15 protein-coding genes are annotated in these 16,449 nt (G+C 61.2%); 12 read left to right on the forward strand and 3 right to left on the reverse strand.

Features of this window, described 5'->3' with window-relative positions; all coding sequences use genetic code 11:
* Nucleotides 1-138: 138 nt before the first annotated feature.
* Nucleotides 139-846: an outer membrane protein gene (locus ABIC03_RS13005; RefSeq protein WP_354058565.1), complete on the forward strand. Its 708-nt coding sequence runs from the start codon at nucleotides 139-141 to the stop codon at nucleotides 844-846.
* A gap of 250 nt (nucleotides 847-1,096) precedes the next feature.
* Nucleotides 1,097-1,339, forward strand: coding sequence for a hypothetical protein (locus tag ABIC03_RS13010; protein WP_354058567.1), 243 nt, complete (start codon nucleotides 1,097-1,099; stop codon nucleotides 1,337-1,339).
* Nucleotides 1,340-1,370: 31 nt separating this feature from the next.
* Here ABIC03_RS13010 and ABIC03_RS13015 read toward each other — a convergent pair whose 3' ends face one another.
* Together ABIC03_RS13015 and ABIC03_RS13020 are read right to left on the reverse strand one after the other, a co-directional pair.
* Nucleotides 1,371-1,625: a hypothetical protein gene (locus tag ABIC03_RS13015; RefSeq protein ID WP_018455390.1), complete on the reverse strand. Its 255-nt coding sequence runs from the start codon at nucleotides 1,623-1,625 to the stop codon at nucleotides 1,371-1,373.
* A gap of 304 nt (nucleotides 1,626-1,929) precedes the next feature.
* Nucleotides 1,930-2,304: a hypothetical protein gene (locus ABIC03_RS13020; RefSeq protein WP_354058569.1), complete on the reverse strand. Its 375-nt coding sequence runs from the start codon at nucleotides 2,302-2,304 to the stop codon at nucleotides 1,930-1,932.
* Nucleotides 2,305-2,406: 102 nt separating this feature from the next.
* Between ABIC03_RS13020 and ABIC03_RS13025 the strand changes: the two genes are divergently transcribed.
* From ABIC03_RS13025 to ABIC03_RS13065, 9 genes are all read left to right on the forward strand, one after another.
* Nucleotides 2,407-2,571, forward strand: coding sequence for a hypothetical protein (locus ABIC03_RS13025; protein WP_275168354.1), 165 nt, complete (start codon nucleotides 2,407-2,409; stop codon nucleotides 2,569-2,571).
* A 427-nt stretch (nucleotides 2,572-2,998) separates the two neighbouring features.
* Complete coding sequence (locus ABIC03_RS13030; protein WP_354058571.1) at nucleotides 2,999-4,696, forward strand: methyl-accepting chemotaxis protein; 1,698 nt, start codon at nucleotides 2,999-3,001, stop codon at nucleotides 4,694-4,696.
* Nucleotides 4,697-4,951: 255 nt separating this feature from the next.
* Entirely contained in the window at nucleotides 4,952-5,665 is a 714-nt protein-coding gene (locus tag ABIC03_RS13035) for a class I SAM-dependent methyltransferase (protein ID WP_354058573.1), read from the forward strand.
* 102 nt (nucleotides 5,666-5,767) lie between these two features.
* A complete protein-coding gene (locus tag ABIC03_RS13040) occupies nucleotides 5,768-7,606 on the forward strand; it encodes an outer membrane protein assembly factor BamB family protein (protein ID WP_354058575.1) in 1,839 nt (612 codons plus the stop codon).
* 74 nt (nucleotides 7,607-7,680) lie between these two features.
* The gene (locus ABIC03_RS13045) at nucleotides 7,681-8,094 is read left to right on the forward strand and encodes a GFA family protein (protein ID WP_354058577.1); all 414 of its coding nucleotides are present in this window, start codon (nucleotides 7,681-7,683) and stop codon (nucleotides 8,092-8,094) included.
* A 180-nt stretch (nucleotides 8,095-8,274) separates the two neighbouring features.
* Complete coding sequence (locus tag ABIC03_RS13050; protein WP_354058579.1) at nucleotides 8,275-9,006, forward strand: Crp/Fnr family transcriptional regulator; 732 nt, start codon at nucleotides 8,275-8,277, stop codon at nucleotides 9,004-9,006.
* A 3-nt stretch (nucleotides 9,007-9,009) separates the two neighbouring features.
* Nucleotides 9,010-9,237: a DUF6894 family protein gene (locus ABIC03_RS13055; RefSeq protein ID WP_275168346.1), complete on the forward strand. Its 228-nt coding sequence runs from the start codon at nucleotides 9,010-9,012 to the stop codon at nucleotides 9,235-9,237.
* 318 nt (nucleotides 9,238-9,555) lie between these two features.
* Nucleotides 9,556-9,750 (forward strand): prolipoprotein diacylglyceryl transferase, encoded by a 195-nt coding sequence (locus tag ABIC03_RS13060; protein ID WP_354058581.1) that lies wholly within the window; start codon nucleotides 9,556-9,558, stop codon nucleotides 9,748-9,750.
* Nucleotides 9,751-10,106: 356 nt separating this feature from the next.
* The gene (locus tag ABIC03_RS13065; protein ID WP_275168344.1) at nucleotides 10,107-11,735 is read left to right on the forward strand and encodes a hypothetical protein; all 1,629 of its coding nucleotides are present in this window, start codon (nucleotides 10,107-10,109) and stop codon (nucleotides 11,733-11,735) included.
* A gap of 413 nt (nucleotides 11,736-12,148) precedes the next feature.
* Here ABIC03_RS13065 and ABIC03_RS13070 read toward each other — a convergent pair whose 3' ends face one another.
* Nucleotides 12,149-13,867: a hypothetical protein gene (locus tag ABIC03_RS13070; RefSeq protein WP_354058583.1), complete on the reverse strand. Its 1,719-nt coding sequence runs from the start codon at nucleotides 13,865-13,867 to the stop codon at nucleotides 12,149-12,151.
* 1,092 nt (nucleotides 13,868-14,959) lie between these two features.
* Between ABIC03_RS13070 and ABIC03_RS13075 the strand changes: the two genes are divergently transcribed.
* Complete coding sequence (locus tag ABIC03_RS13075) at nucleotides 14,960-16,399, forward strand: DUF1254 domain-containing protein (protein WP_354058585.1); 1,440 nt, start codon at nucleotides 14,960-14,962, stop codon at nucleotides 16,397-16,399.
* The last annotated feature ends 50 nt before the right edge of the window (nucleotides 16,400-16,449 follow it).

The raw sequence follows: 16,449 nt of genomic DNA on the forward strand, positions 1-16,449 counted from the left end.
CCTGCGGGACGGAACAAAACGGCGTTGTTGCCGCTCCGTCACAGTCACGAACGATCAACGTTCCGGCATCGCCGCGAAGCAACCCAATTCACGCCACGTTGTTTCCTGAGTGTCGTAATTGAAAGAACGGGGATGATCATGAAGAGGATTTTGCTGGGTGCAGTTGCCCTGCTTGCGCTGGCCGCGCCGGCTGCCGCAGCCGACATGCAGGCGCGCACCTACACCAAGGCTCCGGCCTACACGCCGCCGCAGGTGATCTACAACTGGACCGGCTTCTACATCGGCGGCCATGTCGGCGGCGCCTTTGCCGGGGACAGCAGCTTCCAGTCGAGCGACGCGCGCTTCCTCGGCGGTGTCCAGGGCGGCTTCGACTACCAGTTCGCGCCCAATTGGGTCATGGGCGTCGAGGCCCAGTATTCCTGGCTGCCGACCAACAATAGCGGTGCCACGTTCCCGCTGGGCACGCAGGTGACCTCCAATACCGACCAGCTCGGCTCGGTGACCGGCCGCATCGGCTACACCTGGGGTCCGGCGCTGCTTTACGCCAAGGGCGGTTATGCCTGGCGCAACGGCGGCCTTGGCGTCAATATCGCCGGCGTCCCGCAGACCTTCACCGCCACCGGCAACAGCAAAGACGGCTACACTGTCGGCGCTGGCCTCGAATACATGTTCGCGCCGAACTGGTCGGCCAAGGCCGAGTACCAGTATTACAACTTCGGCAGCACGACGATCACCTCCGGTCCGGTCGACGTTGTCGGCGTCCGCGGCCGGGAGGACGAGCATACCGTCAAGGTCGGTGTGAACTACCGCTTTGGCTGGGGCGGTCCGGCAGCCTCGCGCTACTGACGCGCCACCAATGACCACGAACTGACAAAGGCCGGCTCTCGCCGGCCTTTCGTTTGCCCGGCACTCGTTGGCGAGTTTTGTTTGCATTGCGTCAACCATCTGGCGCATCATTTGCAAGCAAACGTTCTGGCGGGCGCGTTCTCACGCGCGTCATGGAGCTCGGGTAAAGCAAAAATAATTTTTGCCGCTTACGGAACTCGCGCGCCGGCACGCGTTATATGACTTTTACCGGGCTGGTGGGACGACGGACATGCGTATCTTGGTGTCGGCAGTGGTGCTCTCGTGCTTCGTCGGTTTGCCGTGCGCTGCCCAAACAATCCTCAAATCCGAGCCTCTGATGCTGGCACCCTATGAGGTGGCCTTCGTCAAGGATGCCTCGTGCTCTTCCGGCAAGGTGCTGAAGGTCACCGGAGCGATCCGTGGGCTGCATCGCCGGAAGGCCTGCGTGGCTCTGGCTGGCGAGCAGGCCTCGCTGGCAACCGCGACGCCCTGAGATTTTTCTGAGCTGTGGTTTCGAGCCGTCCTCAGGAATTGAGCTCAAGCTCCATCCTGGCCTGGCGATCGGCCTCGGCTTTGTTCCGGGCCGGGTCCTCCCCCTGTGCGGCCCGGCACGGCTTGATCTCATAATCGTTGTCGAGCACCCGGCGGGGCCCGGGACGGTTGTCATCCGCAGTTACGTCCACCACCAAGCCACTTCGCTGCGCGAGCCTCCAGACGTCGGACTCATCAGGATAGGCCTTGCTGATCTGGGCGTCGTTGCAGAACAGGGCGTAGGGCATTCTTCCCGCTCCCGGAAAGCGCGTTAACGACTTTGCGGGGGAGGGGTTCCGATCGGGAGGTCGATCACGCCGCCGTGAACGGGGTCGCCGGGTCCTGAGTCCTTAACGAGTCCTGAATCCCGAAAAAAAGAATCCCCGGGACTCGTTTGGCGGAATCAGGGGATGTTTTCGGCCATGACGACCGACCTGAAAACCTCTTGCGGGCACATGCTGCTGCCCCTCACGCTGGCCCTTTTCGGCGCCTGCGCGGCCAATCTCTGGCTGGTGTGGTCCTGGCTGTAGCCCGCGACGGGAGGCCCCGGCTTTACTTATCAGCCGGCGGACGGGGGGAGGCGTCGCCGATGGCGGCGCGCAGTTTGGTCAGGGTGGCCGCGCAATATTCCTCGCGCTCGCGCTCGAACCGCTCCTGATGCTTGCGGAAATTGGCGATGCGGGCCTGCATCTCGGTGCGGACGTCGTGGCTCGCCATCCGCGGCGGAGGCAGAGGTAAGGGCTGCGGCGGAGCGGCCTGAAGTGGCTCGGTCTCGACGACGGTGCTGGCGGGGACGATCTGCACCGACACGGCCACTGCCGCCGTCGGGATCTCCGGTGGATGCAAGTCATCCTTTTTGCCGGTTACCGATTGGACGAAGGCCATTGTCTGCGCGATCAGCGCGTCGCGTTCCGCGATCCACTTCATGGTGCACCCCTGTTGGGGCTATTCCAGCAAAGCTGGCCAGCCGAATCAAGAAGGTGTTGGGCGGGGGATTGCATATTTTTCCCGACCGCCCGACAGTGGGGAATGGATGCCAAAGCAGACCATTCGACCGAAGCGGAGGGCCTGAGACTCGTCCGCGCGTTCCTGTCGCTGCCGCCCGACAAACGGGCGGAGGTGATCGCGATCGTTGAGGAGTTGGCCCGCGCCAAACGCCGTCCCGAGGAGGGCGCCGACGTCTCGCCGGTGTGAGCGCTAGCGCTCCCGCGGATTGAGGTTGGGCTCGAACGGGGCCCCGACCACCCGAACTGGCGTCGGAGCGATCATGCCGATCGCCGACGCTTCTGCCTGCTGCTTTGCCGGAGCCGGTTCGAACAGCGCAATTGCTCCAGCCAGTGCGCTACAGCACAGCGTAACGGTCGCCAGCAGAAATATGTTTCGGTTTTCTTCCCTGATCCGCATGGACCGACAACGACTGACGCCGGCGACCGGTTCCGGTTTTCCACGCCAGGCTCGCACCCCGAATAGTCCGAAGCTTACGCGAAGCTTACGGCGAAAGCCCAAATAGTTAGTTTTCCGTAAGACTACTCGGGATGTTTGGCATCAAATCTTAACGTCAGCTGGTTCCAATGCACGGTGCTGGGAATATGCCCCGGCGGAAATCACTGGGGCGGCTGCAATGAGCGTTTTGAACAATCTGAAGATCGTGTGGAAGGTCGCGCTGATCGTGGCCGTGATGGGCTTTGCCATGGTCGCCGTCGCGGGCTTCGGCACGCGCGAACTCTCGGCGACTGTCGACGGCTTCGCCGAGCTTTCCGCCGCGCAATCCTCGGCGCTCAACTTGACGCGAGCCCAGCGCCGCGCCGAGACCTATCATGCCGCGCTCTATGCGGTCTTCACCGAGGCGACGGAGGCGGGCAACGCCAACCGCCTCAAGGCCGCGACCCAGAACCGCGATGAAATCCGCCAATACCTCGACGCAGCCGAGCAGGACGATCCCGCGCGCGCGAGCCAGATCAAGAGCATCGGCGACCAGCTGAAAGCCGTATTCGCCGGCTGCGATCCGGTGCTGAAGGCAGGCTCGCTCGCAAGCAGCCCGGAAGAGAACGCGAAGGCATCCGAACGCGCGCACAAGGAGTGCGACCCGGTGATGGATGCGGCCCTGGGGCGCATTGCCCAGTTCGTGGGCGAGACCGCACAGGCGGTTGCCAAGCGCAAGGACGCCATCAACCGCGACGCCAGATCCGCAACCTGGACCGTGATCGGCGTCAGCGCCGGCGGCCTGATCCTGGGTATCGCGATCGCGCTGTTCATCGGCCTCAACGCGATGTCCCGGCCGATTGCCCGCCTCAAGCTCGCCATGGAGGGCCTTGCCCGCAACGATCTCAAGACCGAAGTGCCCGAGAAGGACCGGCGCGACGAGATCGGCGACATGGCCAGGACGGTCGAAATCTTCAAGACCAACGGGATCGAGGTCGAGCGCCTCAAGGCTGCGCAGGTCGAAGTGGAGAAGCAGGCCGCCGATCAGCGCAAGCGCGACATGGTCAACCTTGCCGACGGCTTTGAGCGCGCGGTCGGCGAGATCATCGAGACGGTGGGCTCGGCGTCCACCGAGCTCGAAGCGTCGTCCTCGACGCTGGCCACCACCGCGCAACGTGCGCAGGAACTGACCTCCGTCGTCGCGGTCGCCTCGGGCGAAGCCACGGTCAACGTGCAGTCGGTTGCGACCGCCACGGAAGAACTGTCCTCTTCGGTTAACGAGATCAGCCGGCAGGTGCAGGAATCCGCGCGGATGGCGGGCGAGGCCGTCATCCAGGCCCGCACCACAACGGAGCGCGTCAGCGAGCTCTCGGTTGCGGCGACGCGCATCGGCGATGTCGTCGAGTTGATCAACACCATTGCCGGCCAGACCAACCTCCTAGCGCTCAACGCCACAATCGAGGCGGCACGTGCCGGCGAGGCCGGCCGCGGCTTTGCCGTCGTCGCCGCCGAGGTGAAGACGCTGGCCGAGCAGACGGCGAAAGCGACCGGCGAGATCAGCCAGCAGATTTCCGGCATCCAGACCGCGACCCAGGAATCCGTCAACGCGATCCGCGACATCTCCGCGACGATCGAGCGGCTGTCGGAAGTGTCCTCGACCATCGCCGCGGCCGTCGAGGAGCAGGGCGCCGCGACCCAGGAGATTTCGCGCAACGTGCAGCAGGCCGCCCACGGCACCCAGAAGGTCTCCACCAACATCGCCGACGTGCAGCGCGGTGCGGCCGAGACCGGCTCGGCCTCCTCGCAGGTGCTTTCCACCGCCAAGATGCTGGCGACCGACAGCAACCGGCTGAAGGACCAAGTCGGGAAATTCCTTCACACGGTGCGCGCCGCCTGAGTCAGCGCGGCGGCTTTCGTCCGCCGCGCTACGCACTCATCGCGCCAGCAGAAATCCCATGGCGAATGCGAACAGCACGGCCGTCATGACGACGGCCGCCGCCGCGCCGGCGGCGACCCTGGCCTTCTCTTTGGCTGTGGTGGGGCGCATGGGGACCAGACGCGACAGATGACGTAAGGAGGTTCTCTTACGAACCATTTCGGACCGCTCGCTTTGCCTGTATAGTGCGGCTGCGCCGGAATTCACATCCCGCCCATGACCGCCAAGCGTCCACCCGTGCTCGCCCATGAGCGGTTCGTCGCCGACCGCGATAATTTCGCGGGCCTCGATCTCGCCGCGCGGTTCGAGCGGATCGAGCAGACCAACCTGTGGGGCGCAGCCAGTTCGGTGTCGGGCCTCGGCTCCGAGGATCCCGCGACCGCCGCGATCCGCGAGGCGCTTCCTGCACTGCTGCAACGGCTCGGCGCGCACTCGCTGCTCGATGCGCCCTGCGGCGACGCGGGCTGGATCGGCCGCATCAAGCTGGATCTCGACTATACCGGCATCGACATCGTGCCGTCGCTGATCGCGGCCAACAGCGAGCGCGCGGCCCGGGGAGAACTCGTCGGCCGCTTCCGCGTTGCCGACATCACGCGCGATGCGCTGCCGAAGGCCGATGTCATTCTTTGCCGGGACTGTCTGGTCCATCTGAGTTTCGACAACATCTCTCGCGCCATGGCGAACTTTCGCGCCAGCGGCGCGCATTTCCTGCTGGTCACGACGTTTCCCGAATGGGACGGCAATCGCGATTGCGAGGACGGCGACTGGCGGGCGCTGAACATGGAGAAGGCGCCATTCGACTGGCCGGCACCGCACGCGCTGATCAACGAGCGTTGCGAAGAAGGCAATGGCGGCTGGCGCGACAAGAGCCTCGGGCTGTGGGCGATGGATGAACTGCCCGATCGTGTCCTCACTGTCCCGGGGACGTGACGGACGCGGGCTGAACGTCCGTTGCGTCAGTGATTGCCGTCGCGCTATACTTTGGGTTGCATGATGCCGTCTCGCATTGCGGTGACGATGCCGGAGCACGCCATGAGACCGAGTGTTGTCGTGGTCGCCATGCTGGTCTGGTGCTGCGCGCCCGCGCTGGCGCAGCAGGACGGCGCTTCGCTCTACGGAAGCCACTGCGCGCAATGTCACGATGGCGGTGATGGCCAGAGCCGTGTGCCAGGCCGCGGTGCCATGCAGGCGATGTCGTTCGATCATGTGCTGGGAACGCTGACTTCCGGCAGCATGGCGGCGATGGCGAAGGACCGCAGCGACTCGGAACGGCGCGCGATTGCTGCCTTCGTCACCGGCAAGGCCGCGGTGGGCGACAATGCAGTCGATGCGGAGGGACGCTGCACGCAGCAGGTCAACTTCTTTCCGCAACCGCTCGATGGTCCGCGCTGGAATGGGTGGGGTGTCGACGCTGGCAACAGCCGCTTCCAGCCGGCCGACATGGCCGGCCTGACCGCGGAAGAGGTGCCGCGCCTGCGGCTGAAATGGGCTTATGCCTTTCCCGGCGCCTCGGTGTCGTTTGCGCCGCCGACCATTGTGGGCGGTCTGCTGTTCATCGGCGGCACTGACCGCAAGGTGCGCGCGCTCGATGCGCGAAGCGGCTGCACGCTGTGGACGCTGCCGACCGATGCCGCGGTGCGCGCGGCGATCAGCTTCGGGCCGCTTCCCGGCACCGATCAGTTCGCGATCTTCTTCGGTGACCTGCGCGCCAATGCCTATGCGGTGAACGCACTGACTGGCGCACTGATCTGGAAGACGAAAGTCGAGGAGCATCCGGCAGCGCGCATCACCGGAGCACCGACGCTGCATTCCGGCGTGCTCTACGTCCCGGTCTCCTCGCTCGAGGAGGCCGCCGGTTCGCAGGCCAGTTACGAATGCTGTACTTTCCGCGGCAGCGTGGTCGCGCTCGAGGCAGTGACCGGCAAGCCGGTGTGGCAGGCCTACACGATCCCCGAGGTGCCGCATCCGACCGGCAAGAATGCAAGAGGCACGCAGCTGTTCGGCCCGTCCGGCGCGGCGGTGTGGTCGGCACCGACGATTGATCCGAAACGCAACGCCGTCTACGTCGCGACCAGCAATTCCTATTCGAATCCGCCGGCCGCAACCGCCGATGCGGTCCTCGCTTTCGAGCTTGCGACCGGTAAGCTGCTCTGGAAGCAGCAAGCGACCCCGAGCGACGCCTTCATCGTCGCGTGCTTCGGCGCGGACAAGACCAATTGTCCTGAAGATCACGGGCCTGACCACGATTTTGGCCAGTCGCCGATCCTCGTGACCTTGCGTGACGGCAGGCGCGTTCTCGCCATCGCGCAGAAGTCCGGCGTCGTGCACGCGCTCGATCCTGATGATGGCGGCAAAATCCTTTGGCAGACGCGGATCGGGAAGGGCGGTGCGCTCGGCGGCAGCGAGTGGGGCTCGGCCGCCGACCAGGATCGTATCTATGTCGCGAACTCCGACGTGCGGTTCCTGCGCGATGGTACGCGGCGGCTCGATTCCACCCAGGGCGGTGGCCTGTTCGGCCTCGACCTCGCCAGTGGAAAAATTGCGATGGAAGTATCTCCTGTCGCCTGTGGCGATCGCCTCCAATGCAGCCCTGCGCTCTCGGCTGCCGTGAGCCTGATCGCCGGCGTCGTGTTTTCCGGCGGCGTCAGCGGCTTCCTGCGCGCCTACGCGACAGCCGATGGAAAGCTGTTGTGGGAATACGACACGGCGCGAGACTATACGACGGTGAACGGCGCCCCTGCTCATGGCGGCGCGATCGACGGCCCCGGGCCGATCATCGCTGGCGGCATGCTCTACACCAATTCCGGCTACGGACAATGGGGCGGCGTCGCCGGCAACGCACTGCTGGCGTTCGAGGTTGCGAAGGAGTGAGGGTCCGTGCTGGATCGCCCTGCGCTCCAGCCGAGCGACAGAACCCCTCAGCCAACTGAGAGGAAGGAGTTTCGATGATCGGCGCGAGATGTCGTTGCGGCGCGCTCACACTGTCGCTTCCGGGACCGTCCGGCCTCGTCGTCGCCTGCCACTGCATTGACTGCCAGCGTCGAACCGGCGCGCCGTTCGGGGTCGGTGCGTTCTATCCGGCGGACGGCGTCGCGATCTCGGGAACGTCGAAGGAGTACGTCCGGACAGCCGCAAGCGGCGGCCAGGTCCGCAGCTATTTTTGCCCCGAGTGCGGTTCGACGGTCTATTGGAAGGCGGACAATCTGCCCGCGATGATCGGCGTTGCCGTCGGCGCGATCGCGGCTCCGAACTACCCGGCCCCCATCCGCTCGGTTTTCGAGCAGTCGAAACATGCCTGGGTGGAGATATCAGGCGCTGAGCACTTCCACCAAGGCAGCGCGCCGAAGCACTCGAAGTGAGGGTTGCGCGTCAATTTTGCGCCAATGCTTCGCGGCGGGATGAATTAACGCCGTTCCCGTTCGGTTCCCGCCGAGAGGCGTTGGAATTTGCGGCAGCCCCTCTGCTTCGCGTGAGACAATAGCTAGCGGTCCGGATTGGAACGAACGTCACAAAAACTCGTTTGCCGACCGGAGCTAACGATGAATAACGCGGAAATTTTCGAACCTTTCTTGAAGCGGTTGCGGGTCAGCACCGAAATTGATGAAGAGGACGAGATCGCTATCCGTGATCTGCCAATCACGGTGAAGCGGATGGCTGGCGGTCAGCCGGTCGTTTCTCTCGGAGATCGACCTTCGGCATGCTGCCTTGTCGTTGATGGCTTCATCCTGAGATCGAAGATCGTCGGCAATGGCCACCGCCAAATCATGGCCTTTCACCAGCCCGGCGACATTCCCGATCTGCAGGGTCTCTTTCTCCATGTGATGGACCATGACGTCAGAACCCTTGGCGATAGCGTTCTCGGCTTCATTCCGCATGCAGCGGTGCGTTCGCTGATAAGAAAGCGGCCCAACGTGGCTCAAGCGCTTTGGCGCGATACACTGACTGACGCCGCGATCTTCCGGGAGTGGATTTGCAACGTCGGTCAACGCGAAGCCACAAGCCGCGTGGCGCACCTCGTGCTTGAGCTTTACACCAGATTGAAAGCGATCGGCCGAGCGGACGGCCTGTCCTTCGATTTTCCGGCCTCGCAGGCACTCCTCGCCGACGCCGTTGGCACGAGTGTGGTTCACATGAATCGCGTCGTTCAGCAGCTGCGTGCTCAGCGCGTGTTGGACTTGGAGCGGGGACGAATATCGATCCTTGATGAAGCCAGGCTGCGCGAAATAGCAGACTTCGATGTGCTTTACCTTCATCTCAATCCCTCGCTGTGAGCCATGAAGTTTTACTTCGACATCAAGGACGACTTCTTTGCTGCGGTCGACGAGGATGGGATGGATTTGCCCGGCCCGGAAGCCGCCGAAAAAGAGGCGATCGCGATGGCTACCTCCATTGCCAGAGACGTCGCGTCGGCAAAGGGGACGCAGGTCCTTATTACAGTCAGGAACGAGAAGCACCCGCTGCTCGAGTTGAGTGTGACGGTCGCTCGGAAAGCTCTGACGTGATTGCGTCGGAAATCGATTCTAGGCGTCGTTAGCCCCTAAGGACGTTCAAGACACTCTTGGGCCGCTGCTAACGATGAAATGGCTGAAGGACGAGCATGGGTCTGCCACGAGCGCAAAGGTGATGGGCTTGGTCGTTATAGATGCTCCTGTTTTTCAGTGACAGGACCATCGTGATTCAAACAATCGTATACCGCGCCTGATTTGCGGGGCGTTGCAGTTTAAGTGGGCTCATTGCAACGAAGTTCTTGCGTGCGGTTGCTCACAGATGGCGCGATGGCCGTATGGCACTGATGTCCAACTCTCAAAAGGGGACCGGTAATGAGCCGCGACTGGACGATTCGGTGGAAGGGCCTGATCTTTGCTGGCCACGGCGTGATGCTTGCACTCGCCGTGAACAAATTTGTTTTCGACGGACCAGGTTGGAGCAAGTTCCCCGTGATGCTCTTCCTGGCGATAGTCTTTGGCGTGATCGGCCATCGCATTGGACGAAAGCAAATGCGCGACCACGTTTGACGTATACGACTTCTGGACCCAAGCTTCACGGTGAGAACAGTTGTAATGCACCACGGCTGCCCCGTCGTTGAAGCTGGTGCATCGACAAATAACCGAAAGTTTCGCCGACTACCCTGGGTAGGGCCCGCTAAGTTGTCGATTCCGGCGGCGAATGGTGCCGGCTGAGGGGATTGAACCCCCGACCTTCGGTTTACAAAACCGCGTGTCTGTAAACAGGATATCTCTCAACGAACCAAGAATGGCAAAATTTGTTGACGGTATAGGAGGTTAAACGGACAGCCTAAATCGACCGCTTGTGGAATGGGCCTTGGACCTCCATATCGTTGTAGCCCCATGTATCCCAAAAGGCTAGGAAAATGGCGAACAGGCGCTACGCGTTGACCAAGGAGTTGCTGAGCGAGGCTAGTGCCAAGCGCGACGTGAGCGCCGAATGTCAGTTCGCCATCGATAATCCAAGGGGTCTAAGCATCCGTGTCAGGGGCGGAGAGGTTGCATACTATGTGCAGGCTCGCACGCGCGTCCCCGGCCAAAAATCCTCAGTTGTAAAGCGGCGGCTTGGGGCGGCAGGAGATTTCACCTTCGCCCAGGTAAAGAAGATCGCTACTGAAACGATTTTCGCGATCAAGAATGGGCGCGATCCGGATGCAGTCATTGAAACAAGGCTTATGGGTGGAGACGAGAAGTCCGTCGCTGTCGCTGTAGATCGCGCTGAAGCTTTGAAGGGCGAACTGTGGACGTTCGAGATGCTGATCACTCAGTATGCGCAACGTACGAAAAGCTCGAAAAATGGTGGTCGCAATGAAGCACCCAAGCTGCGACTTGCACCTTCGTCAATCACCGAGATTGAGACGCGATTGCGGGATCGGCCGGAGAACGCTGACCTCAAGAAGCGTTTCGTCAAGGAGCTTCGGCTTGAGGATCTTGAAGAGGTTCGCGACCTGATTGAGGCCAGTGGTTCAGGTCCTTCAGCTGCCGCAAAATATGCTGATCTTGCCAAGCGGGTTCTACGCTGGGGACTCAAGCAAAAGCGTCGCTTCACCGGTCTCGAACCGACTGCGACCTGGTGGGAGGCGTTATCCCACGAGTACGAGATGGAGGATCGCTCAGGGCGCTATCTCACCCCGGCGCAGATCGGGATGCTCATTGCCCTTCTGGAGGCCGTCAGGCCTTTGGGAGGCAATAACAACGACGCAGTGCTGGGGGCTCTGCAGGTTTCATGGATGATCCCTCAACGGAGCTCCGCGCTGGTGAATATGCTCGCCTTGCGCTCCGATCGCTGGGTTCCTGATCCCGCCCCGGAACGTGTCGGTTGGCGCGTCTATACCTGGAAACCGGACGAGGTGAAAAACAAGCGCGAAATCAAGCTGAGCGTTCCGCCTATTGCGATCGAGATCCTCGAAAGAGTTGCGCGGTACTCGAAACAACAGTTAGGCGCAGTGTCGACCTGGGCGTTTCCGCAGGATCGCAACAAGTACCTTGTGCGCGCTCTCGCCGCTAAACAACGTAACGACAATCGCGTACCGGCCCACCTGGATAAGGCGATTACCCCTTCCTCCCTCAATCACGCGCTTGATGCCCTGGCAGGTCGCAAACCGGGATGGCCGGATCTGCTTACTGTTGTCGGGCTGCCGAACCGGATTGGCCCTCATGACGAGCGTCGGTCGGTCACGAGCTTCTTTGAGAATTTCGGGGAAGGTGCATATGCATCCGCGCTTCTGGATCATCGCGTGAGCGGCGCAGACAAAATGTCGCGGGAGGTCGCTGCCATTACCCAGACCGTCTACAGCGCCGCCGACCGCGTCGTGTTCAAGGCCGAAGGCATGCTGATGTGGATGGAAGCGGTGTTGCCGGCCTACGAAGCTGCAAAGAAGGACCCCCGCTTGGCGAAGGCAGTCGAAATGCGAAAGGCCGCGTTGGCGACGAGGTTGCCGGACGAAAAGACGAGAGGGCGAGCCAAGGCGCGTTCCGCGAGGGCGCTTGCCTAAATCCTTGCGGTGTGGGTGTAGTCGCCAGGCGCGGGTGATCTTTCCATCCCTGATCCAGAAGTGGGCACCACATTTTCTGGGGCACCCACAAAAATGGATCTTTCAATTCATCTCGTTCAGTACCTTTGGACCTTGCCCATGCGCGGCGGCTTTACCGGGCCCGCTACTCCGTAAATGACCGTGATGCCCGAACCTCCACCCCATGTCGAAGTGGGACGAAGAGGGTCAGGCGCGGCGGCTCCGTTGAGATCATTCCAGTTATTAGCCGCCCAAACGTTGCCGCCCGCATCAATCGATACATCGGTCAGCATTTGGATGCTGCCGCCTCTGAAAACGTGGATGGCATCGCCAGTCTTCGTACCCGCCGGATGACTCGTGGTGTTGTCACCCGCCATCAACACGACACCACGGCCTCAGAAATTGCCGATCCAGACGTCGTCGTTACCGTCAATATTCAAACCCCACGGCACACTGACTGCTTTGTTGCCGGTGAAGCCCATCGGAGCAGGCTGGGAGCCGTCGGGACGGATCATGTTGACGACGCCGGTGACCATCTTGGGGTTGGTCTCGAGGACCTTGAGCATGTGTCCCGCGGCGATCTTGAATTGCTCCATGATAGACGCGCCGTCGGGAATGACCGGCGGGGGGAAGTCGAGCGACATATTGCTGGCCACCCAAGCGTTCCCCTTACTGTCGAGCGCGAGAGCACGAACACCAATCCCGGCGCGGAATGTTTCCGTTTTAGAGGGATCACCGGCGTCAAACCGGACGACGGTGTCCGACTGAGAGTTGCTGACCCAAACCCGATTTTGGCCATCGACGACGATGTCGAAGGGAGACTTCAGACCGGCGACTTTGACGATCCGGCCGTCCTTCACCCGCCCACCAGGAAAGTGCAGCAACTGATTGTCGGAGCCATCTGCAATCCAGACATCACCGCCTGCCGAGACGCCGATGCCCATGAGGCCAAGAAATTTCTCCTTGAAAGGAAAGTCGCTCTCCATGCCGCTGGGGCGACCGTCGAAATCCATCACGAAAATCTTTCCGTTAAAACTCGTGGTCCAAACCCTATCCCGCGTCACAGCGGTGCCCCAGCCGACTCCATCAATACCCATCCCGGTGAAGCCCGTGATTGGTGGCGAGAGCGCCGTTCCGGCGGGCGAGAGTTTGGCCACACCGCCGCCGGTACTTTGATTGACGCCAGACTGCGAACCGGCCATCCAATTTTGTCCACTCCAAAGATTGCCCTCGGGGTCGAACATCAGACGACCGGCCGAGTAAACCCCGCCGCCTGCGAAGCAAAGCGAGAGAGCGAAGTCATCGGGGACGTAAGCCAAGTACGGCACGAACGGCGCCTTGCGTCGGGCGCCGTCCTTGGGTTGCGGGTAGGCTTCATCGAACAACGCGTAAAGTGTCTTTGGGTCTGCCCAGGGCTCGCGGGCGATGCTTACCATCGCTTCGAGCGTGGTCTTCGGCGTCACGCCGCTGCTGGTGGTGGCGGCCTTGAGGAAGCGGGCTCGCCAATCATCATTACCTGCGGTCGCAAACGCCGCAATCAGCGAGCCTAGAGTGTTTAGGCTTGCAAGTGTGGTGGTTTGCGTGCTGTTGAGCGGATCAAGGAGCACCTTGCCCCATGCCCCGGTGGTCGGATCAACCAAGTTTGGAGCATTTCCAGCGGCGATGCGTAAACCGAGTGGATTGCCAGAGATGGAGTCGCCCTTGATAAATTGGGCGGCAGTAAACGCCGACGCGACGGTAGTCATCTCGTTGATGACGACCTGCGCGGGAGGATTGTTGCCCAGCACACTCAACAGAGTGGTCGCCGGATTGTCGCCGCTGCCGGTTTTAGTACCTGCGCCACCTTTAGCAATCACATACAGGACTACGTCCTTGCCGGGTGTTTCGTCAGTTCGAAGCTCAAATCGGCCGTCACTGTCCGATCTTGCCTGAGCCAACTGCTTGGGTTCGCCCGCACTCGCACCCCACAGGGTGATGGTCGAGCTTACGAACGGTCCACCGCCGGCCTGGACCTGGCCCGCGACGCGCACCGAAGCGGCAGCAGTCTCGCAGGCACATGCGAGTGCGAAGGTCAGGATCGCCAGAACCAAGGGCACTTTGGCAAATTTGATCACCGGAGGCTCCCCTTTTCCAAAGTTGCTCAACGCAGTCACCGGCAATGAGCGGGGTGTATATTCGAGCTTGTTACTGTCTCTTGCCAGGCCTCTTGTTCGATAATGCCTCTCGGTAATCGCGACTATGCGAAAACGGCCAAACGTAATTCCCGGTATCGAATTCCCGGCCGCGGCGAGCCAATCTGCGGTTGCTAGGATTTTTCCCACGGCCGAATTTGCGTAGTCATTTCAACACTGCTCGAAGGGTGAACGCATCCCATTCACTCTGGGGGCGAGTGCGAAGCATTATCTAGCGGAGATGAAAGTGCCTTGGAGCAGAGTCTTCGCCTTCGAAGATGCGTACCTCTACCAGTCGCGATCCGGATGGAGACTGGGAAAGGTTTCCCGCCGAAAGAGGACAACTGCGCGCCGAATTGACTCAAATGGCGATGAACAAATTCTGAATGCAGCGCTTTAGCGAGGAGTTGCCGCGCGTCCACAAAGGAGCAATCAGCTCCGGTCGCAAGTTAATTACCTTTCCTATGGAACGTCAGCCGGAGGTGTACAATCGTGGAAGGCTGCTGTCGTTTAGTGAAATCCAGGCATGCTGCTGTGGATGGAAGCGAGGTTGCCGGCCTACGATGCTGCAAACAAGGACCCACGCCTGGCGAGGGCGGATGAACTGCGAGAGGCACTGCGAGAGGCACCATGGAAAATGGTGTGGCAGATGAGAAGACGAACGGGCGAAAGGCGCGTTCGGCGACGCGGTTGCCTCGGCTTAGGCTACCGAGGTCATGATCCAGAGGCGGCGGCCCCCTCGATAATGATCCCGTCTTTTGGTTGGCGGACGCCGCGCGGAAGCGCTCGCGCGCCTTCATCTTGACCTTCGCCGGGCCCGGACGACTGATGAGAGCGCTGAACCAGTCAAAAACCGGTTGTTGAGATATTCTCCGGGCATCGCGCGAATTTCGAGTTCACACTCCAGGGTCATTCGCGCCACCAGAAGCGAGCCTGAGCTCGCCGATTTCGCATAGTCAGCACTCCAAAACCCTGGTTATTGTGCTTCCTGTCCGAACGTCATTGACGAGGCGAGAGACGGAAGGAAGTTGTTAGATGCTTACAAAACGGGAGTTGCTCCGCTCTGCTGCAATCGCGGGGCTCGCGTCCGCTACGTTGGTATCCACCGACGTGCATGCCCAAAACAGACCGGAATGGCCGAGTATTTTTGAGGCGAAGGACATCGCCGAAGAAGGTTTCATCTTCGGCTTGCCGCTCGTGATGAACTATGCGGTGATGCAGGAATTCGCGGTTGATAGGAATTCGGGGCAGTTCAAGGCGCCTTTCAACGAAATCAACAACCAGCATCGCGTCGCTACCCCGGAGGACACCGCTGTCATTACCCCGAACAGCGACACTCCTTACTCGTTGCTCTGGCTGGATCTCCGCGCTGAAGCAATCGTTGTCTCGGTCCCGATGACTGAAAAGGACCGCTACTACTCGGTCCAGTTCATCGACGGCAATACCTACAATTTTGGCTACATCGGCACACGAGCCACTGGGAGCGAGGCGGGTGACTATCTGCTGGTTGCTCCGGGCTGGAAGGGTGAAACGCCCAGCGGGGTCAAGCAGGTCTTTCAATCAACGACCCCGTTCGCGCTCGCGATTTTCCGTACTCAGCTCTTCAATCCTGGCGATATGTCGAACGTCGAGAAGGTTCAGTCCGGGTACAAGGCGCAGCCGCTTTCTGCATACCGTAGACAACCCGCGCCGCCCGCCGCGCCCCCGATCGACTTTCTTCCTGCCACCACGGCTGGCATCAAAGGTAACTTTTTCCAATATCTCGACGCAGCGCTGCAATTTGTCCCCGAGACAGCGAGAGACAAATCGATCCGTGCGAAACTTGCAAAGATCGGCATCGGGCCCGGCAAGACTTTCGCGTTCAAAGATCTATCGGTCGAACACAAAGCCGAAATCCTTCTGGGGATGAAGCGGGGTGACGAGAAGGTAGACTCATGGCTGTCCGCCGGAAACAAAAACATCGACGGCTGGAATGTTGGTTCGTTCTTTGGCGACGAGACCTTCTACAACGGCGATTGGGTCATGCGAGCGGGCGCTGCCAAGGGCGGCCTATACGGCAATGATGCTGTCGAAGCCATGTATCCCTATACCCGAGTGGACGCGAGTGGTGAGCCGCTCGACAGCAGCAAGCACAACTACACAATCACCTTCGCGTCCGGCCAGCTGCCGCCAGTAAATGCGTTCTGGTCAGTTACGATGTACGATGGCAAGAGCCAGCTACTGGTCAAGAACCGGCTCAATCGGTACCTCATCAACTCTCCAATGATGTCGACAATGAAAAAGGACGCGGACGGCTCCCTGACGCTGTACATTCAAAAGGACAGTCCCGGCGCGGACAAGGAGGCGAATTGGCTCCCTGCGCCCGATGACAGGATCTATCTCGTGATGCGCCTGTACTGGCCAAACCCTATGCCGCCGTCGATCCTGCCAGCTGGCGAAGGGACGTGGAGGCCGCCCGGTGTGAAGCGTGTCTGATGGAAGTCATGCGTCGATAGAAAATTATCTGCTGCGGGTCGAAATGCGAA

It is taken from the genome of Bradyrhizobium sp. RT6a, assembly GCF_040547675.1.
Taxonomy (GTDB): domain Bacteria; phylum Pseudomonadota; class Alphaproteobacteria; order Rhizobiales; family Xanthobacteraceae; genus Bradyrhizobium.